Origin of the sequence: Gottfriedia acidiceleris, from assembly GCF_002128425.1 — a bacterium.
GTDB classification, from domain to species: domain Bacteria; phylum Bacillota; class Bacilli; order Bacillales; family Bacillaceae_G; genus Gottfriedia; species Gottfriedia acidiceleris.
Window position 1 is genome coordinate 1 of sequence record NZ_NESS01000011.1, and the last position, 21,587, is coordinate 21,587.

Below are 21,587 nucleotides of genomic sequence, written 5' to 3' on the forward strand. Positions count from 1 at the left end.
GTTCTTTCCGCTCTTCCTGTATTTCCTGTTCTTTCCGCTCTTCCTGCATTTCCTGTTCTTTCCGCTCTTCCTGTATTTCCTGATCTTTCCGTTCTTCCTGATCTTCCTGTTCTTCCTGATATTCCCGTTCTTCCTGATCTTTCAGTTCTTCCCGTTCTTCCTGATCTATCTGCACTCTCTGTTCTTTCTACTCTTTCCATTTCTTTTCTCTTAATTGAAAGATTAAGGTCTTTCTCAATCATTTTCATTTCTTGAAAATCTTTCGGAGTTACAAATGTAATTGCTGTACCAGTATCTCCTGCACGACCGGTTCTTCCTATTCGATGTACATAGCTTTCAGTATCTAGAGGGATATCATAGTTGAAAACATGAGTTACACCATCAACATCAATTCCTCTGGCTGCTACATCTGTTGCTACAAGATATTGTATTTTTGCTTCTCGGAACAACTTCATAACTTTTTCACGCTTTCCTTGCGTTAAATCTCCGTGAAGTTCCTCTGATAATAATCCTTTTCCTTTTAGCTGTTCATTTAACTTATTAGCTCTTCTCTTAGTTCTACAAAAAATGATTGCCAGGAAAGGTTCTGCCTCTTTAATTTGACTCAACAATGCATTATATTTTCCACGATCTGTTGTTTCAATTATTAATTGTTCAATTTCATCTAGTGTAATTCTCTTAGCTTTTACTTTAATAATCTCTGGCTTTTTCATGTAACGCTTTGCTAGTGATTGGATTTGATCTGGCATTGTAGCAGAAAATAATAGCGTTTGTCTCGATACAGGAGTTTGATTGATAATATCTTCTACCTCATGTAAAAAACCAATATGTAACATTTGATCTGCTTCATCAAGTACTAAAAAATCAACTTTATCTAATTTTATTGTCCCTCTTCTTAAATGGTCTAAAAGTCTACCAGGTGTAGCAATAATTAAATGTGCTCCACCTTTTAGCTTACGTGCTTGTTGTTCAACGTCTTGGCCACCATATACAGCAAGTACACCGAAGTCTTCACTAACAATCCTTTTCGCCTCAGCTGTTATTTGTAGAGCTAGTTCTCTTGTTGGAGCAACTACTAATGCTTGAGTATGTGGTAATTCTAAATTAATTCGTTCAAGGATTGGAAATAAGAATGCAAAAGTTTTACCCGTCCCTGTTTGTGCTTGACCTATCAAATCCTTCCCTTCAAAAACGATCGGAATTGCCTTCTCTTGAATCGGGGTTGGCTCATTTATACCCAATTCAGTTAAATACTCCGTCAACTCTTCGCTTAAACCTAAACTAGAAAATTTATTCATTATATTTACCTTGCTTTCTATTTTCTATCATTAACAATAATGGTTGTTTCATATATTTACTTATAAATGACTAATCTATTGTATCACAACGATTATTAAATCTTTTATAGAATAATCCTATTTAATTGAATTCGTAAATTCGGTCAGATATCTTCTGCATCAAGTTATTTTTCTCAATCTTTCGGCGAAATAAACAAGTATTTAAAGAAAAATTAAATATAGAGTTAAAGTAAAACAGGAAATGCAGTGACTAGGATATTCCAACCATTTAAAGGAGGTTAGAAAACATGCTTCAGATCAAAAAAAAACGGTAACCCTTTTAAAGGTTACCGTTTTTCTAGTTACACTATTAAATTACTCTAATCCTAGAGCTTCTAATACATCATCTAATGTTTTGCTCTTATACTTTTTAGCTGCTTTTGGTGAATTGTCATTCCATGGATTTTGCATTAGGTAGTTATTGATGACATATTGCATATCTTTTGCATCAACAACACCATCATAATTAATATCTGCCGCACGCTTATTTGTACCCCAATAAGTTTGGATGTATAAAGCATCTTTCACATCGATGACATTATCTTTATTCACATCTCCAGCAGGTGCATTTTCATAATAGAGAGCTTTCGAGTAAGGTTTCACTTCCCCATTTTCTTTCAGACCGATCGTGAAGGTTTTCTTAACAGTGAAATGTCCCGGAATATCTACCTCTAATGTAAATGGTTTATCCGTTATTGGCAGGTTAGATGTAAAGTGCCAAGGGAAACCACTATTACTTCCAAACGAGTTTGGATATTCTTTTCCTGCTTCATCTGTCACTTTGACTTTTGCACCTGCCTTTACATAATCCAATGTTGATGGCTCATCAAGTTGAGGAAGCATAAATGCTTCTCCATAAACCCATGATTTCATGAAGGAGTAAGTTCGTTCCACCTGATAAGGAAGACTAATACCAAAAGAGGATTTCGTTGTGCTATCCGTATTTGTGTACGATACATTGAATTGTGATAAACCTAGGCTTGTACTTTCAGAATCACCTTTCACTTTGTATGTTATATCTACCATTGGAACTTTTCCGGAAACTCCTGTTTGAGCTGCATCACCAATTAAAGTTGCAGTAATATCTGTTCTTTTTACCTTTATTCCGTCTACTTCCACATCTGTATTCACTGTCTGAATATCTACTTTTCCTTTCAATGCTGCATTTGGTTTAATACTTACTAACTCAGCATTCAATAAGCTTTGATCGTAAAATGAATACACGGCTTGCTTCATATTTGCCATATTGTTCATGGAAAGGGTAACTGTTACCGTTTCGCCTGCTTTTACTTTTTGTTTATCAGCGATAGCTGTTCCATACGGTGTCCCTTGTTTCACATAGTATAGGGATTTATGGCCATAATAGTTCTGTACTGTCGCCATGTTTTCCGCATACATGTCCACTTTAAATGGTTGGATTGTCTTGTTCAACGGGATTTGTGCAGTAAAATTGCCGTCACTGTTCACCGGAACCGAAACAGTCCCCCCTCCTAATAGTTTACTAGGAACCGAATAGAAAACTTTATTATTCCCTTGAGAAGCATTGATACCGCCAGTTTTCATATCGTCCACATCAGGATCATAGACTGAACCTGTTAACGATACGACTTGCTGATCAAGGCTATATTCATAGATGCCAGAATCCGAGTTTAGATTTAGTGTAGGCTGGGTAACGCTATAGTAAACGGGAGCGTCTGCGCTGAAGGTTTTTCCTTGATCATTTGTGCCTACAAGTCTGATTTTGTATAATCCTGGTGCAGTTTGTTCCTTATCATATGCAATTGGTTGATCTGGATCTCCTGTTAATGGATAATAATAACCTTCGTTCATTGCACCTCTTAAATAATATTCAATATTCTCATCCGCACCCATGCCGTCCAAAGTGCCAAGGAAGCCAATTTCTTTGTTCGTTTTCGGATCGAAAAGGAATAAATCCATCGTTCGCATATGAGAATTTAATTGGAAGTTAAGACCGATTGACCATCTTATTCCGTTATACCCCGCCTCTACCGCAGTCGTAAACGTAGGTGGATTTCCTGCAACATGGTGAATACCTTCTTTTACTGTATGAATCGCAAATGGAATTTTATATGTTTCATTCGGATCCTTTTGATTTGTATAAACCACATAACCTTCATATGTTCCAAGCTTTGCAGTTTTAGGTACATGAATCATTGCATCCATATTTGCACTGCTGTATCGTTTCACTTTTACAGATGACTTAACATCTAATGTAACGCCATTTTCAGCAGCATCTTGGTCTGCTCTAGAGTCATTTGTGAATCTTCCGTCCAATTTTTGGAATTGAACCTTTACATCATATGTTTTATCAACTGAGCTTTTATTAAATAAAGTCATAGAACGTTGATCTATAATATCTTTACTAGAAATAGCTTGTTCTCCAAAACTTAATGCACCAGTAATATTTTTAATTTGTTTAATTCCTTTACTCGCTAAAGTTGTTGCCTCATTATTACTTGCATTGTCCTTTACAGTTGAAGTTTTATCTTTCACTTGAATTTCCGTCTGAGCATGAACAGCATCATAAGGATTTACACGTCCTGCACCAACTTCATATACACTGTATTTATCAGATAATGGATCTGCTGTATTCATAAGTGTTGATTTAATATCTGAAGGAGACATGTCTGGGTGAGCTTGTTTTAATAATGCTGCTACCCCAACAACGTTAGGAGTTGCCATTGATGTTCCAGATAAACGCTCATATGCATATTGATAGTTCCCAATCTGATCTGCTCCATGCATATAAGAAGGAACAGTAGAGAAAACAGATACACCAGGTGCTGTTACTTCAGGCTTAATATCATATAGCACACGGGATGGACCACGTGAGCTGAATGGTGCCAACTTATCGCCCACAGTCACTGTTTGTTTCATATTACTAAATGTAAAGTCTAAAGGTATACCTGCTGATGCACCAAATAAAGGTAATTTAGCTGCGAGGGCTTTTCCTTGTGCGTTACTTAATAAAAATGTCGGAAGTAATCCGTAACCATCTCCAAGATACACATCACCTAATGGAACATCTGCATCATATAAAACTACTGCTTTTGCTCCATGTGATTTAGCTGTGGCAATAATTTGAGTAATTCCAATGCTACCTCTTTGCGCCAGCACAACTTTTCCCTTTACATCGATTGGAATCGAATTACCTTTACCATCACTCATAAAATAACTAGGGTCATTACCATATGCTACATTTACCATTTGCAAAGTTTGCCCTTCAAAGTCAGCTACGTTATCAGTTAAACCTTGGGCAGCTAACTTTAGATCAACAGGTATATCGCCTGTTGAAGGATGCAATGCACCTGAAAAACTTGGAATTGAAACAGATGTATCACTTGCACCAACTGTAATTGCTAAAGGAGCGTTACCAGGAGCACCAAGGGAATACATTCTATCTCCAGAGTTTCCTGCTGCGACAATCGCTGTTACACCTGTCAGTACAGCATTGTTTACCGCAATACTCGTAGGATATAATGGATCATTATAATTTGCTCCAAGTGACATATTAATAATGTCCATATCATCTGACACCGCTTTATCGATACCAGCCAAAATAGCTGAAGTAGATCCAGATCCATATGGTCCTAAAACACGATAAGAATATATATCAGCATCAGGTGCAACACCCTCTACAGCAAAATCTGCATTATTTTTTGCTTGTCCTGCAATAATTCCTGCAACATGTGTACCATGCTCAGTGTAGTAAGCTTCTCCGTTTGTAGCCAATTCAGGCTGACCAGACTTCTTCCAATCTGCATACGACGTTTCCATCGGGTCATTGTCATTATCGACGAAATCATATCCACCTTTAAAAGCACCTTTTAAATCTGGATGATTATAATCAATACCAGTATCAAGAATTCCAACTTTTACTCCTTTTCCTGTAAAACCCTCTTGGTGAAGTTTTTCAACGCCAGGAAATGTAACCATCGTATGAGTTGCAGCTTGCTTAGTCGTCGTCTCTTTAATTGAAGGTGGCTCTACTTGAACCTGCATATCACTCCATACTGCTTTTACAGCGCTAGATTTAAGTAGCGACTTTACTTTGTTAGCTGGTAGAGTCATAGAAACTCCGTTAAATGCTTTTTTATATGAACGCTTAATTGAATATGGATTTTTCTTCGCTTTTAATTCACTGCTAAAAATTGTTTTTAAGTCTTTTTGGAACGTTTCGTGTGAAGCATCCACTTTTTCCTTTGCGGCTTCTGCTGTTAGATTGACTCCATCCGATTCTGCTTCTAAAACTGCAGTCTGCTGAGGCTTGTCCTTAAACTCAACAATAATCGATGTAAGCTTGTCACTTGTTTGATCGACATCAGGAGACAATTGAAGTCCCTCTTTGTCACTCATCTTCAATTGCTTGATTGCCTCACGTTGCTGTGGAGTAAGTTGTGCTAGTACTTGCTCAATCTTTGAAGTTGCTTGTGCATGAACTTGGTGTGAAAAGGAACCTGGTGTCATTGTAGTACTAATAAGTCCTGTTGTTAATGCTAATGTTGTAACATTTCTAAACATTTTCTTTTTCAACTACTATCCCTACTTTCTTTTCTTAATAAGTTCATTATAATGAAATTTGATACAATTTAAGTTCCTGAAAATTATGTCAAGTTGCACTTTTTTTAAAAAATTTTTTTTACTATTAAATTCTATTAATCTATCGTTCATAATCTCAATTTCATCTAAACTAAATTAGTACTATATAAAGTTTCGAGTCGACCCCTCTTTGATACCATTAATACTTAATAATTGTATATACTTATTTATTTGGTCTGAATTAGCATGGTTCTTAAATCTCCAGTAAATCCGAAGACATTTATTAAATCGTTCTAAGTTACCTATTTGATTAGCTGTATAAGCCACATCTAGTAATTCATCCAATCCTTTTTGTACCTGTAAGCTTTCACACCAGTACAACGCATGTGCATAGCGAAACTCCAAAGATACCTTCTGTTTTAACCACGTTTCTCCATTTACAGATAACTCATCAATCGTATGTTGATATAAATCTAATATTCTCTTAGCATCGTCTAATCGGTTTAGTTGTATGTAAGCCTCAATCACCTTTGGTAAACCAACATATACATCCTCTCTATCTTCTAACCAAGTAAGATACTGGTCTACATACTCAAGATATCCATAGTCTAAATATGAAGCAAATCGATTTCCTCTAGCAAGATCAGCAAAATAATCATTTACTTGCGCATATTGTTCTGTTAGTTCAATTATTTCCTCAAGAGAGCCTCCTAGACGTGCCAACGCAAAGCTTTTATACATAAGAGCTCTCCCACAATACTCTCCGCCTTTAACTAGTTTCTTTAATCTTTCGGAATAATAAAGTACCTCTTCCCAATTCTCGCGCCTATAATAGAACGCAGTAATCCATAAATAAGCTTCTATCCTAATCTTTTTTGGCATACAAAATAGATACTCCAACACATACGTCAATGCATGCTGACCACTCTCGGTCATTCTTAAAATATAAAATCTCCTAAAATAACTAATTGCTAACTGTTCTAACATGTCTTTCGAATAATTTTCTATAATAAGATTATATAAAGTCAAAGCTTTTTCTTCTTTTCCAACTTTAAATAACTCTTCTGCAACGAAGAAAATGTAATGTAAATAAATGGTTCGCGCTGAATCTGATTTTTCAGTTGTCATAATTTGTAATAGATTTTGACAATGTTCTTCGTAACCATTAGTAAAACATTTAAATAAAAACTGTACAGTTTTACGCTTGTCCAACACCCATTCCTCATTAAAGCATTCCTCAACAAAATATGAATAAAGTGTGCCTTCCTCCAATCCAATAGCTTCTGAAATGGCATCCAAATATTTTAGTGTAAGCGAGCGCTTATGATTGAAAATACGACTTATTTCACTAATATGAATACCAGACTCCTGAGCCAAGTCTGTTTTTGTCCAGCCTTTCTCCCGGCATATACATTGAATTTCTTTATATAAAGCTGCGTTCATTCTTCTCACCTACTAATCATTTTCATAATGCTTCGATTTTTCTATTTATAAAAAATCCTAATTATCCAAGGATTACATTTTCATTATAACGAGACTTGATATGATTTTATTTCTGACAAATCTAGTCAATTCGTATTTAATCAGTAATAACATTTGAGTATTTAGTATCGAAAAAGGGCTCTCCATTCGTCACATAATGACTTATAGAGAACCCATTAATTAGTTAATATAATATGAATCTACATTGCAAGAAACCTAGGCATTAAAAAACTCTTTAACTGAAATACTTGAGATGTGATCCATTTTTTAATGATAAAAAAGGTTAGCATATACTCTGTAAAGAATAGATAATACAGTAAATATAAAGGAGCTGATTAAATGAATGGCGTTTTAGATATTGTTATTTTCTGTAAAGATACAAACTCTTCTAAAAATTGGTATGAAAAAAGTTGGGTTTGAATATTTAAGAGGTCACGATGATATGTATTGGTTTAAGGTTGGGATTGGCGAGCTAATACTCCATCCTACAGATACGCAATCAAATACTGATGCAGTCTTTCAATTAGTCGTAAAAGAAGTCGATCCACTATTTGAAAGTGTACTAGAAAAAGAATTGACACTATTAGACTTCCCAAATGGAGAAAAAGTCATCACAGAACCTACTGTTCAACCATGGGGCTATAAAGAATTTTACTTAAGAGATCCAGATGGTTACATATGGGCATTTGTTCAAAAAACATAATTATAGAATTATCTAAAGCGGCCCCAATAAATGAAGAAAACCCACAGGGTAATTCATTTTCCTAGTGGATTTTCTTTGTTCTATATGTTTTGTTCAAATAACTTGATTGCCCATTATATCGACGAAGTTCACGATCATTATTTGGAAATATTCACTTCTTTCTTAAATAGCCTTCCCTGCTTTCTATACATAGAAAAAGTTGACCAATTTGCAATGAATACACCAGATAATATTAATATACCGCCAATTGCCATAATTGGTTTAATCGGTTCATCCATTACGAAATAGCCTAAGACAGTAGCAATTAATGGTGATACATAAAGCCATGTTGATGGGAAGACTGGGTTTGTTTTCGATAGTAACCAACTGTATAATCCGTGTCCCCCAATTGACCCTATAAAAACTAGATACAATATTGGCCACTGAGCATCCCAGGAACTTAAACTTGCAATTTTCGGTTTTTCCAATAAAAACGAAAATAAAAGAAGAAATATTCCACCATATAACATTTGAAAAGCATTGATTAAAAATGGTGACACAGTACTAAATTCTGTTAATATTTCTTTTGAGGAAATCGATCCCAATCCGTAAAAAGCTTCTCCTAATAATACTGCGATACAAGCAGCAACCCATAAGTAAGAGACATGTTGACTTATACCAGGTAAACAAACAAAAACTACACCCGCAAAAGCCATTAATAACGCTATTAGTTGTTTACGCTCAATTCCCTTATTATTTCGCCTTAATTGGAAAAGTAAAATCATCATTGGACCAGTTGCAGACAAAACTGCAGCTAAACCCGATGTTATATATTGCTCAGCCCAATATAATGTTGAAAACGTCATAAAAGTTAAGCAGAATCCAATATACATAATTCGTTTTGAAAAAATAAATTTCTTCACATTTACTCCTTTGAGAAGGAAATATAAAATGACAATCAGTCCCGCTAATGTAAATCGAATGCCTGCTGAAAATAAAGGCGAAACTCCCGACTCGATCCCAAATTTTATTGCAAGAAATGTTGTACCGAAAATAATGCAAATAAAAATATAATTAATAATGATCATTTCATCACCCCTTTGATAAAAGTATTATATTAAAGTCGGAGTATAACAGTATAATAGAGCATATAACAGTTAGCTTTATTTGCATTGACGATTAATCTTTTTTCAATTAATTTATAACTAAAAAACTAGTGGTGAATAGATGAAAATTCAAATTCATAAAAAATCAACAGTTCCGATTTATCTCCAAGTAAGTACTCAGATTGCAGGTAGCATTCAAAGTGGCCTACTTTTGCCGAACGAAAAATTACCATCTTTGCGGATATTAGCCGAAGAACTATCAATAAGCGTTTTAACAGTTAGAAAGGCTTACAAATGGTTAGAGACTAACGGCTATGTTACAGTTGAGCCAGGTAAAGGTGTATTTATCAGTAAGAAAGTAAAAAAAACATCAAAAATGGATCCAAGTTCTAACTGGCAACAGACTTTAGGAATCAATATTGTAAGATCCCAATATTTAATAAATAGGGAACAGTTAAAATATGATTTTTCAAAGGCAGTTGTCTATCCACGTCTCCTTCCAAATAAATTTTTAGCAGATGAAATGCAAAAACTATTAAGAGATGATGCATCAATATTAACTACCTATGGACCTGTTCAAGGAGATTTTGAATTAAGAACGGAAATTATTAAACATTTATTTGAATTTCAAAAAATACGATCTAAAGCTGAAAATTTAATTATTACAAGCGGCGTTCAGCAAGGAATTGACTTAGTAGCACAGGCATTATTAAAACCTGGAGATTCGATTATAGTCGAAAGTCCATGCTACGGTGGTGCACTTGATATTTTTATAAATAAAGGGATTCATATAATACCTGTCGAGATGGATGAAGAGGGAATTCGATCAGACTTAATTGAAGATATGTGTATTAAATTTTTACCGAAATTAATTTACGTTAACCCGACCTTTCAAAATCCAACTGGAATCTCAATGAGTAATTGTCGTAGAAAAGAATTAATTGAACTAGCACAACTGTATCAATTTTTTATTCTGGAAGACGATTCGTTTAGTGATATTTATTTCGAAAAAGCAATTCAATATTACCCAATTAAGTATTATGATCAATCAGATCATGTCATCTACATTAAAGGATTTAGTAAAACGTTAGCACCTGGAGTTAGAATTGCTGCAATGCTAGCAAATGGACCAGTACTGGAATGGTTACTTGCAATTAAAGCCTCAATGGATGTAGGTAGCCCTTTACTTACACAAAAGGCGATTTTACCATTTCTACGAACCGATCGAATGCGAAGTCACGTTGAAAAACTACGAATCGCTCTACAAATCCGACGCGATACAAGTGTTGAAATACTTTCATCTCTTAGTGATCAGTTGTATTACCGGATCCCTGATGGTGGATTTAATTTGTGGCTCACATTTCATGAATCTAATCTAGATATTTTTAACTTATTAAGAAAAGCTAATCATGAAAATATTTCATTCTTACCTGGTGTAGCTTGTTTTAACAATAATACAGATATTTCTTCATTTCGTATTAGTTACTCACTTGTTAGCGAAAATGACTTATCCCAAGGTTTAGAGAAACTATGTAAAATAATCAAACAAATATAAATTTTGTAAAGGAAGGCTATTTAGAACAAGATGCTTAATTCAAAACTAATAAACTTATTACCACTCGTAATAGTCATGCCAGCAATGATAGTAGGAGTACTTGCTATGATCAATAACCAAGTGTCCCCATCCATTTACGGTCAAAATATTTTTATTTCTATTGTAGGAGGAATAATCTCCTTTTTAGTTCTGTTAAGAAATCAGAAATCCACTAAGAAAAAGACGAATATCATTGTCATAACATGCTTACTCATATTATTTTTGCTTACTTTTTTTGATGAAGGACTACTTGGTGTACATCGCTGGATAGCAATTGGTCCAATAAGGTTTAATATTGCTTTAGTTTTAGTTCCATTATTAATCATACAACTATCAAGCTTAATGAAATCAAAACAAATATGGGTCACTAATTGTTTCATACTATTTTTTACACTTTTGTTATTTTTTCAACCTGATGCATCTCAACTAACAGCCTTTACGATCTCTATCTCATTTTTATTACTAAATATGAAAAAAAGTAAAAGCATTCAAATACTCTTATTAATTGTTTTTATACTTTTACTTGTCTTAAGCTGGTCACATTTAGATCATCTCGCTCCAGTGTCTTATGTTGAGGACATTTTAAGTTTAGTAAAAGATATTGGAATTGGATGGCTAGTTATTGCGATAATTTCACTAATTATTTTACCAATGCCATTTTTCTTATTTCCTCCAGAAAGTGCAAAACTGTTATCGTTTAGTTTAGGGATTTATTTTACGACTAGTATTCTCTCAAGCTTTTTTGGAAACTTCCCAGTACCAATTATGGGTTACGGAACATCTCCTTTTATTGGTTACTTTATTGCTATGACTTGGTATGTAAACAAAATAAAAATGAACCACTAAAAAAGAACTTTGTCAATTAAGATGGAATTTTATCACTGATAAATAAGTTGAGTGATTTTGATTTCCACTACAGTGTGCTCGCTTTCCATGGGGCGAGATTCTTTAGCCTTCCCGCTAATCCCATAGGAGCCTGGCACCCTTTCGTTCCAATCAATTTCTTAATAAAAAAGAATATTCTAAATGAATTCCCTTAATAAATCTAATTGTTAGTCAAAAAAGAAATTTGTCACAATAATAACGTAAATTATGTTGAATTTTTGCAAGTTAATTAAAAAAATATATCATTAATCAATTGCAATAAGAGACGATTAAAAAATCATATTTAAAAATATTGCAAATTTCATCGTATATCATTAAATGTTCGTATTTTTTATATTGACTACAATATATTTCAACACTCTGAAAATCAGGATTTTGGAACTTTGTCTACACACTGAAATGAACCACTAAAATGGTTCATTTTTAATTTTTATATTCACCAGTGAGATGGTCTTTTCAGTGTAGTTGGTAATTTTGTATGATAATCTCCCTTTGCTGAGTTAATTTGGGCTTGAGTAAGAAAGATGCTTCCTGTAAGATCAGCTCCACTCAAATTAGCATCTCGTAAGTCTGCACCGATTAAGTCAGAACCTCTTAAATCGGCTCCTCTTAAATCAGCAGCAATTAGATAGGCTCCTCTTAAGTTTGCTCCGATAAAATTTGCATCCTTTAATTTAGCACCAATAAGGTCTAAAGCTCTTCCAGTAACTTTTTGATGCTTTTTATTCGAATTAAATTTTTTCAAAGCCACGGCCCTTGCTAGTTCACTAGCACGTAAAAGTAAAGAGTTAACTTCTGCACGGTGAGCTATAATATCTAAGTTTAATATTAATTCAGGGTCCATAAGTGTTAGCTTTTCAGTTTCTTCTAGAATTGTTTTTATTTCATGATGAATCTCATTTGCAGCAGGAAGCATCAAACATTCATTCAAATACCAGAGCATTTCATGCAGCTGCTTAATGATTGGAAATACTTCATACATATCATTAGCTAATTTAGGATTTTGTCTCCAATCTTTTCCATTAAAGGTTACTTGAGATACTTTTTGTCCCGCTCCAAAGCAATCAAAGACAGTACAGCCTTTGAAACCCAATTCTCTTAAATTATTGTGAACTCCGCACCGAAAGTCTGATTGTAAATTATGACAAGGTTTACCAGCAATTTTATCATTAGCAAAATCAGCTGAAGCGGCAAATGGTAATGCTACACAGCATAAGCCAAAACAACTTTCACAGTCCGCTTTTAGATCTTTATAACAATCGTCCACTAATCCTATATTTTCAAATTTTCCAGCCAAAATTGACCCTCCTTCCTGTTATAAATAAACAAGAATAATATTTTTTATCGTAACATCGTAAGTTTTTTTGGTCAAACATGGGTAGTTTTCATTCCTGAATAATAAAAAGCAGATAAAAATTATCTGCTTTTATGTAAACTATTTAATTGTTACATCCTTTAAAGACGGTACAAAGTTAATCCAAGTTTGACCTGGAGATAACTTTATTTCAGTACCATCTATTGTAAACGGAATAATTCGACCATCTACATTCTTCCATTGTATATTCATATACTTTCCATCAACAATATAATAACCTTTTCCACCATTTTCGATATCAATTGAACGTCGGCCATAGCTATCAATAATTTTATGAGTTGCTTCAACGACTAGTATATTTTTAATTTGAAGCCCCTTCCCGTTCAAGGCATCCTTTGCGACAATTCCATTTTGAACTCGCTGAAATTGTTTAGTTGAATTCGAATATTTGTAGGTTACATTATTTCTTGCATCATGAGAATATTTTATAAAAACTTCTGCAGCATTTTGCCAGGAGCTATCAAATGCTAATTCTTTCTGTGTAAAGTCTAATGGAATAACTTTTTCTGTATAAGCATAATGTCTTTGAGCAACTCCTTTTTCAATACCTTCTTTTAAAATATAAGAATTATGAGGTGCTTTTCTCGTTTTGTCTCTTTTAAATAAAGTACCGTCGTAGATTAGTCCGTTTAATGCATCAATCATCCCTGAATCCATCATTTGTTTCGCTTTTGGACTATTTCCATGACAAATAAATAATGCATGGTAACCATTTGCCAAATTGATGTAATAATCTCTCGCACTTCTTACAGGCCCAATCTTTTTTGGTATATTGCTCTGAAAAATGGCTAAAAATCTTGTAATATCTCCTTCTGCTAAAATTTCATAAACAACATCAGCATTACTTAGACCACTTTGAGGTCTAGCTAAATAATAATTATTCACCATAACTGCAACAGGTCTTTGTTCACTAGCTTGACTTATTGGTAATCCATTTAAAGGAGCATATATCGTATCAATTTCTTCTTTATCAATCACATGTTCATTCGAAGGATTTTTATTCTCATTATTAACTGTTTTTACAGACTTTTCGCCATGCTTACATCCTACTAGAAGCATACTTATCATAATGATCGATAAAATTTTCTTATGCATTGGCTACCTCACAATCTGTTATTTTCTTAAATTGTATTAAATAACTTTTAAAATAGAAATAATTTATTAGAATTTTTCAAAAATAAAACATTTATCTAACAATTCAATTTTTCCCTTAATATATGAACCTATATTGTTAAATAATCAGCTTAAATTTGTTCTTATTTTATTTAATCTTAAATATTGTATAAAGATAAGAATTGATTAGAGGAGTTGAAGCTATATGATTGTAGTTCACTATATTGAGAAAAACGTTGAACTATTAAACCAACTACTCAAAAATGTCCCCTCTGAGGGTGATGCTATTTTCATTAAAGGTCGAAAAGGAAAAGTATTAAGTGTTAACCAAATAAATGATAAACATGTTCATGTAATTGTAGAACTAGAAGTTATTAAAAAAGTACAGGTTTTAGCAAAAGATGATAAAAAAAGAAGAAGATAAAATTTTAAAACTTAATGGGAGATTATTCCCATTATTTTTTTTGAGTTTTACCCATTTTACACTTCACAAATCATTTTTCACTTAAAACTATGAACTATACTTTCCATATTAAATATATTCTTTTACCAAACATGCACTAATCATGATAAACTAGGAAAAGTTTGATTAATCAAAGCAAGAAGGAGTTTTAATATGGAGATTAAGAGCATCCACCATGTCGCTATTATTTGTTCTAATTATGAATTGTCTAAGCATTTTTACATAAATTTATTAGGGTGTAAGGTAATTAAGGAAACCTATCGAGAAGAGCGAGACTCTTATAAATTGGACTTAAGTATTGGAAATAATGGACAAATTGAGCTATTTTCATTTCCTAATCCACCGAAGCGAGTAACAAATCCAGAAGCAGTTGGGTTACGTCATTTAGCCTTTACAGTAAGTAATATAGAAGAAAGTGTTCAATACTTAAAACAAAATGATGTGTTTGTAGAACCAATTCGCATTGATGAGCAAACAAATAAAAGATTTACATTTTTCCATGATCCAGATGGCTTACCTTTAGAATTGTATGAAGAGTAGATTGAAAAAAATCAAAACAAAATCTTAATGAAAGATTGTCATGCTGTTGAAAAAGAACTTTGTCAATTAAGATGGAAATATATCACTGATAAATAAGTTGTGTGATCTTGATTTCCACTACAGTGTGCTCGCTTTCCATAGGGCGAGATTCTTTAGCCTCCTCGGTCCTCGGCGTTCTCCTGTGGGGTCTTTAGCCTTCCCGCTAATCCCATAGGAGTCGAGCACCTTTCCGTTCCAATCAACTTATTCATCAAAAAAAGTCTACAATTAAAATCTAATTTAGTATCCTTTACTTAGAGTAAAATATCAGTTTATTAAACAGTTTGTAGGTCAATATAGTTCGAACATTAACTTATAAACATACTATATAGGAAAAATCATCATATCTTGACCCTATAAATAATATTTTGAAAAGATGGTTCAAACAATTTTATCAACGAAATCATTATTATCAAAATCCCCTCCACAAAAACTACTACATTACAAAGAAAATCAAAAATTTGATGAAAAGAGTTCACTTAATGCTCGAACTTTTCAATATTGACTTTAATATATTTCAATCGCAAAAACAAAACACAATCTAAATCTAAGATTGTGCTTGTTTTCTCTCTTTTCTTAAAAAGATGTCTTTATTTTTTCTGTTAAATTAAATGTTTCACCATTAATTTCTAATGTTACTGGTGGACCATATTCTTTTGTGACTGTTATTGTTTTTTTTGCAATTGTGACTTCAAGTTTTGCTCCTTGCCATATGAAAGGAAAGATCATTTTATCCCAATTTGAAGGTAATTTTGGATCGATTTTTAAGCGATTTATGTCCATGGAGATATTTGCAAAGCCAAAGATTGCTACTAGCCAATTTGCTCCCATTGGCGCAGCATGAATTCCATCATCTGAAGATTTTGGATTTGGTCCTAAATCGATTAAACATCCTTCTTGAAATAATAGGTAAGACTCTTCTTGATAATCACATCTTGCAGCAACAATTGCGTGAATTGATTTACTAATTGGAGAATCATGAACAGTAAGCTCTTCATAGTATTCTAAATTCTTTTTAACGATTTCCGTTGAGAACAATTCAGGGAAAAGATAGAGCAACATTACAACATCGGCTTGTTTTAATATTTGTAGTTCGTTTAGTTCTTGTAGAGAATAATCTAATAAAATTTCCCGACTAGCAATAGATTGTCTATATTCCGTTAAATCAATCTCTGGTTTACTTAAAAATGTATCATCTTGTGGAATGATATTTTCATCATTAGGTTTAGGTAAATAAATTCGTTTTAGAAAATCATCACACTTTTGCGTTAATTCTGCATCTGGATCATTGTATTTTCTCATAAAATTTAACGCATTCTGCACATTAAAAAAAGCCATGTAGTTCGTATAAGCATTATTATCAACCTGAACAGTATATTCGTCTGGACCGATGACATTTTTAATGAATAAATCACCATTTTTATCGGTTGTCCTACTCACCCAAAAGCGCGCAGTTTCTTTGAGTAGTTCAAGTCCATCTTTGGCCATAAAACTTTCATCTAGCGTATTTTCATAATATTGTACGACAGCAAATGCAATATCAGCTACAATATGTTCACTTGATTTTGCTTCTGAACCTTTAATTGTTTCTTCTTTTCCGGAAAAAGCACTTGCACAAGGAAATAAAGTCCCCTCATAACCTGATTGATATGCATTTACTTTTGCTTCTTTAATATGATGATAGCGATATCTTAGCAATCTTTTTGCAATCTCTGGTTCAGTAAATAAGTGAAACGGTGCAATAAACATCTCTGTATCCCAAAATATTAAACCATTATTGCCCTCACCAGTTAATCCCCTTGCACTTATACTCAATCGATCATCATGCCCAGGAGTCATTGCTTCAATATGGTATAAAGAAAAATCTAGAGCTAACTGATCTGACTTATCCTTTGAAGTAATAACTATTCTTTTTTGCTTCCAAAAATCCTGCCACTTGATTGTCGTACTATCTCTTAAATTATCATAACCCTCTGATAAATATTTCTGTACAGTATTAACACTAGCTGCAGAAGGTTCTTCCCGTAACATATCATTAGAAGTATAAACTGAGCTAATTTTTGAAAACTCAACAGATCGCTCAACGACGAGCTCTTGTGTAATTGAGGCTAGAAGCTGATTATTTAATGTAAAATATGAAACTTCACTCTCATTAGGCGTTAAACAACATGTTGCGATAGCAATTTTATGCTTCGTCTCAGTTGTTTGATAAACACCATGCATAATTCTTTTATCCAGTATTCTTACTAATTCTTCAGTAAGTTCATTCTTTTGTTGCCTGACACACTCCGCATTAATACCTGTTTTTATTTTAATTAAGGCATTACAATCTAAAGCTGTGACAGTAATTTTTGAAGCAAGTAAATGTAAATCATCTTTTGAAACAAAACGCTGAAACAAAAAGTGGAACCGATTTCCATCTTTATTCTTCCAAATTACCTCTCTGATTAATTCGCCGGTCAGCATATTTAATTTTCGATCATAAAAAGTAAATTGACCAGTTTTGTTTGAAAAAATTTCACCATTTATTTCAATTTCCATTCCAATTAGATCTGGGAGAGTCACAATCTTTGTCGTTTGACTTGGAGATAGCTGATTATAGATACCTGCTATATACATCCCCCTAGTTTGTCCTTCATATTCTTCCTCATGACAAGATCGCAAACCTAAGTAACCATTACCTAATGCCATTAAACTTGCATATTTATTAATTAATTGTTCATCAAATTCCTTTTCAGTAATCATATTTACTTCATTCATATAGTTAAATTCTCACCTTTATAAAAATTCATATAGTAAAAGTTTGCAATAAATCTTCTTATTTTAAACTTGATATGATAAAAATATTGGATGATTTGTTAAAAATATGATTACTGACGGTAAAAAAAATCGTGTCACTGTTCAAACACGATTTTTTCTTGCACTTGTTTAATTATTTTTTACAAGAGTTAATTGCCAAGATACACCAAATTTATCATTTACCCATACAAATTTTTCACTGAATGGATATGACTGCAAAGGCATTAATACTTCTCCATCTTGGCTTAATTGTTTGTATGCATTTTCAATTTCTTCATCCGTTTCACAAGTCACATATAATGAAACAGCTGGAGTAAACGTAAATTTATGTTTAACAGTACTATCAATGCACATAAATTGTTGGCCGTTTAATGTGAAAGTAGCATGTATTACTTTCCCTTCAAACTCCCCCATATCTGCTCCGTAACGTGTAATATTCACAACCTCTGAATCTTTAAATAATGACATATAAAAATTCATTGCTTCTTCTGCTTGTCCTTCAAACATTAAAAATGTTGTAATTTTTTGCATTTAAGTCAACTCCCTTTTCATTTATATTAAAAATTCATTGCTTAAACAATTTTGGCTTTATAGTGATTTCATTTCCTCATTTAATTTCATAAAAATACTGTGAAGATCCTCTTTAGAGATCGTTGAATAGAGGTCTCCAATACTAATCTCGCAATAACAAACTTCTTCATTAACTGGCCTTAAGTTACCGGTAATACCAATTTTTGTTTCTTCCTGAATAGATTGAAGTATGTTTTTAACCTTTTCGAGCGGAGCATTAAAATGGACATGAAACATATTAGAAACAGGAATAGCTGGTACTGTATTGATTGCGTGACAACTATTAAACAATCTTGCTAACTCAACTGCATCGTCATAGTATTGGCCCATTTTATTTGCTCGTTGATCGAAATAAAAATTTGCACTTATTATGTAGGGATAAAGACTAATTAAATCTCCACCATGTCTTCTTTTCCAAACTTTTGATTCGTTGGTAAAATTTTGATCACCAGCAAGTATTGCGCCAGCGACTCCCCCAATGCCTTTATAAAATGATATATAAACACTATCAAATAAGCTACAAACTTCAGAAGCTGTCTTCTTATAGTATGGGAGTATTTCCATTAATCTAGCACCATCTAAATGCAATTTAATTCCCTTTTCACGGCAGTATGAAGAAATTGACTCTAGCGTTTCATATGTTGGTAGTTGTCCACCAATTTCTCGTTGTGGTAATTCTAGCAATAAACAAGAGATTTCCTCATCCATTGCCAATACATCCTCTAGCTCAATAACGCGACTTTTATCTGCTAGTAGAATGGGCTGTATATTATGTAGTTTTTTCAAACCATCTTCTTCATGAATTTCTAAATGTGATAAAGGATGGTAAGCAACTTTATTGATTCCTTTTTGATCACACCAAATTCTTAATGCGATTTGCTGAGCCATCGTACCGCTAGGAAAAAACACTGCTGATTCCTTTCCTAAAAACGCTGCCATTTTTTCTTGAAAATCTTCAATAAAATTCCCTACTCCATACAGATCGCTTTCTTCATTACCATTTAAGTCATTTAGCGCATCTTTTAGTACTTGAATATTTCTAAATCCATTACCCGCTAATTGTACATTTGTATTTTTAAAAGATTCTATAAAAGGATTAATATTATTCAAATTGAACTCTTCCTTCCGACTATTAAATTTACTTATATTCCACTTAAAAAAATTCTCCATAAAGACCAATAAATCCTTGAATGATAATTTAATAAGTTAATCGATAAACTAAAAATCTTTCATATTGATTTTTCTTATAAGCATCTGCTAGTATGAGCTCTTGTTTTAACTCAAAGGCTGTCTGGTTTTCCAAAAAGTAAATATAATCATCAGAACTATAATACAAAATGATCTCAACTTCTCTTTTTGATTGCTCAACTGATATTAAAATGTTATTAATGATATTCATAAAAATTTGGATTGAAAATGGATTAAAAAAATAGAAACGATTATCCAATGGATTAATTTGATAATCTTCAGCCAAGCAACAATAAAACAAAATCTTATCTTCATACATCTTTGTTTTCTTTATGTAATTCTTTTTATTTTGAACTGCATCGTAATAATATTTTTCATTCATTTCAATCCCAACAACAGTAGCATTAAATAAACTATTTATATAGAAGTTTAATCTCCCTTTACCGCATCCGAAATCAACTATTCGATCATTACTTGAAAGGATATATTGTTTAAATAATTGTTCTAATGCACTATAAGGTGTTGGCTCATACCGATGATAATGAAAGGATTCATTAAATCCTTTTTGCTCTCCCTCTGTTTTTATATTCAGTAGATCATCATAATACTTATCGTCCATCTTTCCACGACCATTCGAACTAATATTTTGTCTGTATCTTTATCATACCGTTTCTACATAGTTCAGTCTAACCTTACAAAAAGAAGCGTGTTATTTATACACGCTTTAACTTAAATTTCTTACCCGCTCCAATATATTGTAATAAAGATAGATCATCTTCAATAATCTTCCCAATTACATTTACTTTCTCATCACTTGGTAGATTAGTTAGCATAATTTGTAGCTCACCTCCGTATCTACCATATAATTCATTATCAATTGTCACTGAACCCTTTGCTCTATTAATCGTATTTGCTGGCTTTAAACTTTTTTCACCAAAACTACCGTATAATCTAGATTCCATTGATCGAAGACAATCGCGTGCAGGATCTTCACGATTCGTGTGAACTTGCTCCACTATGGAAAGCATTTCTTCTTCTTGGGAATATGGTTTATATCTTAATTGAATAAATTCTTTTGTTTTTGATAAAGCCTCCATCGTTTCTATTTTTATACTAATATCACCAACTAAAACTTTATCAACGTGACAGTTTTGAGTTAGATCTAAATAAGCCAGCAGAGGGTTTATTCCACGATGTTTTTCTAACGTTGGTAATCCTTTATATAGCGGTCCTCTCATTTCATCGTTTCCAGGAATAAATGCCATTGTTGAAATCCCACAGCTTTTTAACCATTTGTTTTTTTCGATTAAATAAGATGTTGCTAAACCTGTTTCTGGACGAGGATAAAAGTTATGCCAAGCCTCTACATTTTCTGTTTGTAATCCGTAATTAAGCAATTCGTCTAAAAATACAGGCGTAAGTGTACTAGCATTAAGTGCAATCTTCATTTTTTTAGAAAGATCTGCTATTTGGTTTTCATTTAATCCGTAATCTACTCGTAAACCAGTAACTCCCCAATTTTGTAATTCGCTTACGTTTGAGTAATCTAACCCTAAATGTGTAAGTGATTTTGCTGAAATATCTGCCATAAGCTCCATTTCATTTTCTATTGCCCATGTACCAAGTAGTTGAAGAAGTGTTTTATAAGTCGAAGGGTCATCTTCTGGTATGTGTAAAGACGTAAAAATTGAATGAAATCCATTATTTTTCGCTAATTCGATATATTTTTTATTCTTATCAATATTTTTTTCAGATAAATAGATTGATATACCCAACATAGTCACTTTCCCTCTTCCTTCTATTAGATTTAAACTATTTGGTTTTCATTTTAAACTCACGAAATTAAAAGTCAAC

16 protein-coding genes are annotated in these 21,587 nt (G+C 32.9%); 5 read left to right on the forward strand and 11 right to left on the reverse strand.

Features of this window, described 5'->3' with window-relative positions:
• From B6K90_RS17510 to B6K90_RS17520, 3 genes are all read right to left on the reverse strand, one after another.
• The coding region (locus tag B6K90_RS17510; RefSeq protein WP_139840754.1) for a DEAD/DEAH box helicase at positions 1–1,298 on the reverse strand (1,298 nt) is incomplete at its 3' end.
• Between the two features lie 354 nt (positions 1,299–1,652).
• Entirely contained in the window at positions 1,653–5,891 is a 4,239-nt protein-coding gene (locus B6K90_RS17515; RefSeq protein ID WP_088014056.1) for a S8 family serine peptidase, read from the reverse strand.
• A 168-nt stretch (positions 5,892–6,059) separates the two neighbouring features.
• Positions 6,060–7,340, reverse strand: a complete 1,281-nt coding sequence (locus B6K90_RS17520) for a helix-turn-helix domain-containing protein (RefSeq protein ID WP_088014057.1) — start codon at positions 7,338–7,340, stop codon at positions 6,060–6,062.
• Between the two features lie 481 nt (positions 7,341–7,821).
• On the opposite strand from B6K90_RS17520, the gene B6K90_RS17525 reads away from it, so the two are divergent.
• A complete protein-coding gene (locus B6K90_RS17525) occupies positions 7,822–8,082 on the forward strand; it encodes a VOC family protein (RefSeq protein ID WP_167555415.1) in 261 nt (86 codons plus the stop codon).
• Positions 8,083–8,219: 137 nt separating this feature from the next.
• Here the strand turns inward: B6K90_RS17525 and B6K90_RS17530 are convergent, their stop codons facing one another.
• The gene (locus B6K90_RS17530) at positions 8,220–9,149 is read right to left on the reverse strand and encodes a DMT family transporter (RefSeq protein ID WP_088014059.1); all 930 of its coding nucleotides are present in this window, start codon (positions 9,147–9,149) and stop codon (positions 8,220–8,222) included.
• A gap of 139 nt (positions 9,150–9,288) precedes the next feature.
• Between B6K90_RS17530 and pdxR the strand changes: the two genes are divergently transcribed.
• Together pdxR and B6K90_RS17540 are read left to right on the forward strand one after the other, a co-directional pair.
• Entirely contained in the window at positions 9,289–10,722 is a 1,434-nt protein-coding gene (gene pdxR / locus B6K90_RS17535; RefSeq protein ID WP_088014060.1) for a MocR-like pyridoxine biosynthesis transcription factor PdxR, read from the forward strand.
• A 30-nt stretch (positions 10,723–10,752) separates the two neighbouring features.
• Complete coding sequence (locus B6K90_RS17540; RefSeq protein WP_139840756.1) at positions 10,753–11,607, forward strand: FtsW/RodA/SpoVE family cell cycle protein; 855 nt, start codon at positions 10,753–10,755, stop codon at positions 11,605–11,607.
• Between the two features lie 475 nt (positions 11,608–12,082).
• Here B6K90_RS17540 and B6K90_RS17545 read toward each other — a convergent pair whose 3' ends face one another.
• Together B6K90_RS17545 and B6K90_RS17550 are read right to left on the reverse strand one after the other, a co-directional pair.
• On the reverse strand, positions 12,083–12,943 hold the full coding sequence (locus B6K90_RS17545; RefSeq protein ID WP_088014062.1) for a pentapeptide repeat-containing protein: 861 nt from the start codon (positions 12,941–12,943) through the stop codon (positions 12,083–12,085).
• Between the two features lie 138 nt (positions 12,944–13,081).
• Positions 13,082–14,116: a DUF3048 domain-containing protein gene (locus B6K90_RS17550; protein ID WP_088014063.1), complete on the reverse strand. Its 1,035-nt coding sequence runs from the start codon at positions 14,114–14,116 to the stop codon at positions 13,082–13,084.
• Between the two features lie 223 nt (positions 14,117–14,339).
• Between B6K90_RS17550 and B6K90_RS17555 the strand changes: the two genes are divergently transcribed.
• Positions 14,340–14,558: a hypothetical protein gene (locus tag B6K90_RS17555; protein ID WP_088014064.1), complete on the forward strand. Its 219-nt coding sequence runs from the start codon at positions 14,340–14,342 to the stop codon at positions 14,556–14,558.
• Between the two features lie 192 nt (positions 14,559–14,750).
• On the forward strand, positions 14,751–15,137 hold the full coding sequence (gene gloA2 / locus B6K90_RS17560; protein ID WP_088014065.1) for an SMU1112c/YaeR family gloxylase I-like metalloprotein: 387 nt from the start codon (positions 14,751–14,753) through the stop codon (positions 15,135–15,137).
• Between the two features lie 615 nt (positions 15,138–15,752).
• On the opposite strand, the gene B6K90_RS17565 is transcribed toward gloA2, so the two are convergent.
• The 5 genes from B6K90_RS17565 to B6K90_RS17585 all read right to left on the reverse strand — a co-directional run bounded on the left by B6K90_RS17565 (position 15,753) and on the right by B6K90_RS17585 (position 21,511).
• On the reverse strand, positions 15,753–17,936 hold the full coding sequence (locus B6K90_RS17565) for a glycoside hydrolase family 65 protein (RefSeq protein WP_088014066.1): 2,184 nt from the start codon (positions 17,934–17,936) through the stop codon (positions 15,753–15,755).
• 168 nt (positions 17,937–18,104) lie between these two features.
• Positions 18,105–18,506 carry a VOC family protein gene (locus B6K90_RS17570; RefSeq protein ID WP_088014067.1) on the reverse strand — a complete coding sequence of 134 codons (402 nt, stop codon included), beginning with the start codon at positions 18,504–18,506 and terminating at the stop codon, positions 18,105–18,107.
• Between the two features lie 57 nt (positions 18,507–18,563).
• On the reverse strand, positions 18,564–19,655 hold the full coding sequence (locus B6K90_RS17575) for a threonine aldolase family protein (RefSeq protein WP_235821838.1): 1,092 nt from the start codon (positions 19,653–19,655) through the stop codon (positions 18,564–18,566).
• 88 nt (positions 19,656–19,743) lie between these two features.
• Complete coding sequence (locus tag B6K90_RS17580; protein WP_088014069.1) at positions 19,744–20,352, reverse strand: methyltransferase domain-containing protein; 609 nt, start codon at positions 20,350–20,352, stop codon at positions 19,744–19,746.
• 94 nt (positions 20,353–20,446) lie between these two features.
• Positions 20,447–21,511, reverse strand: a complete 1,065-nt coding sequence (locus B6K90_RS17585) for a DUF871 domain-containing protein (RefSeq protein WP_088014070.1) — start codon at positions 21,509–21,511, stop codon at positions 20,447–20,449.
• Positions 21,512–21,587: the final 76 nt, after the last annotated feature.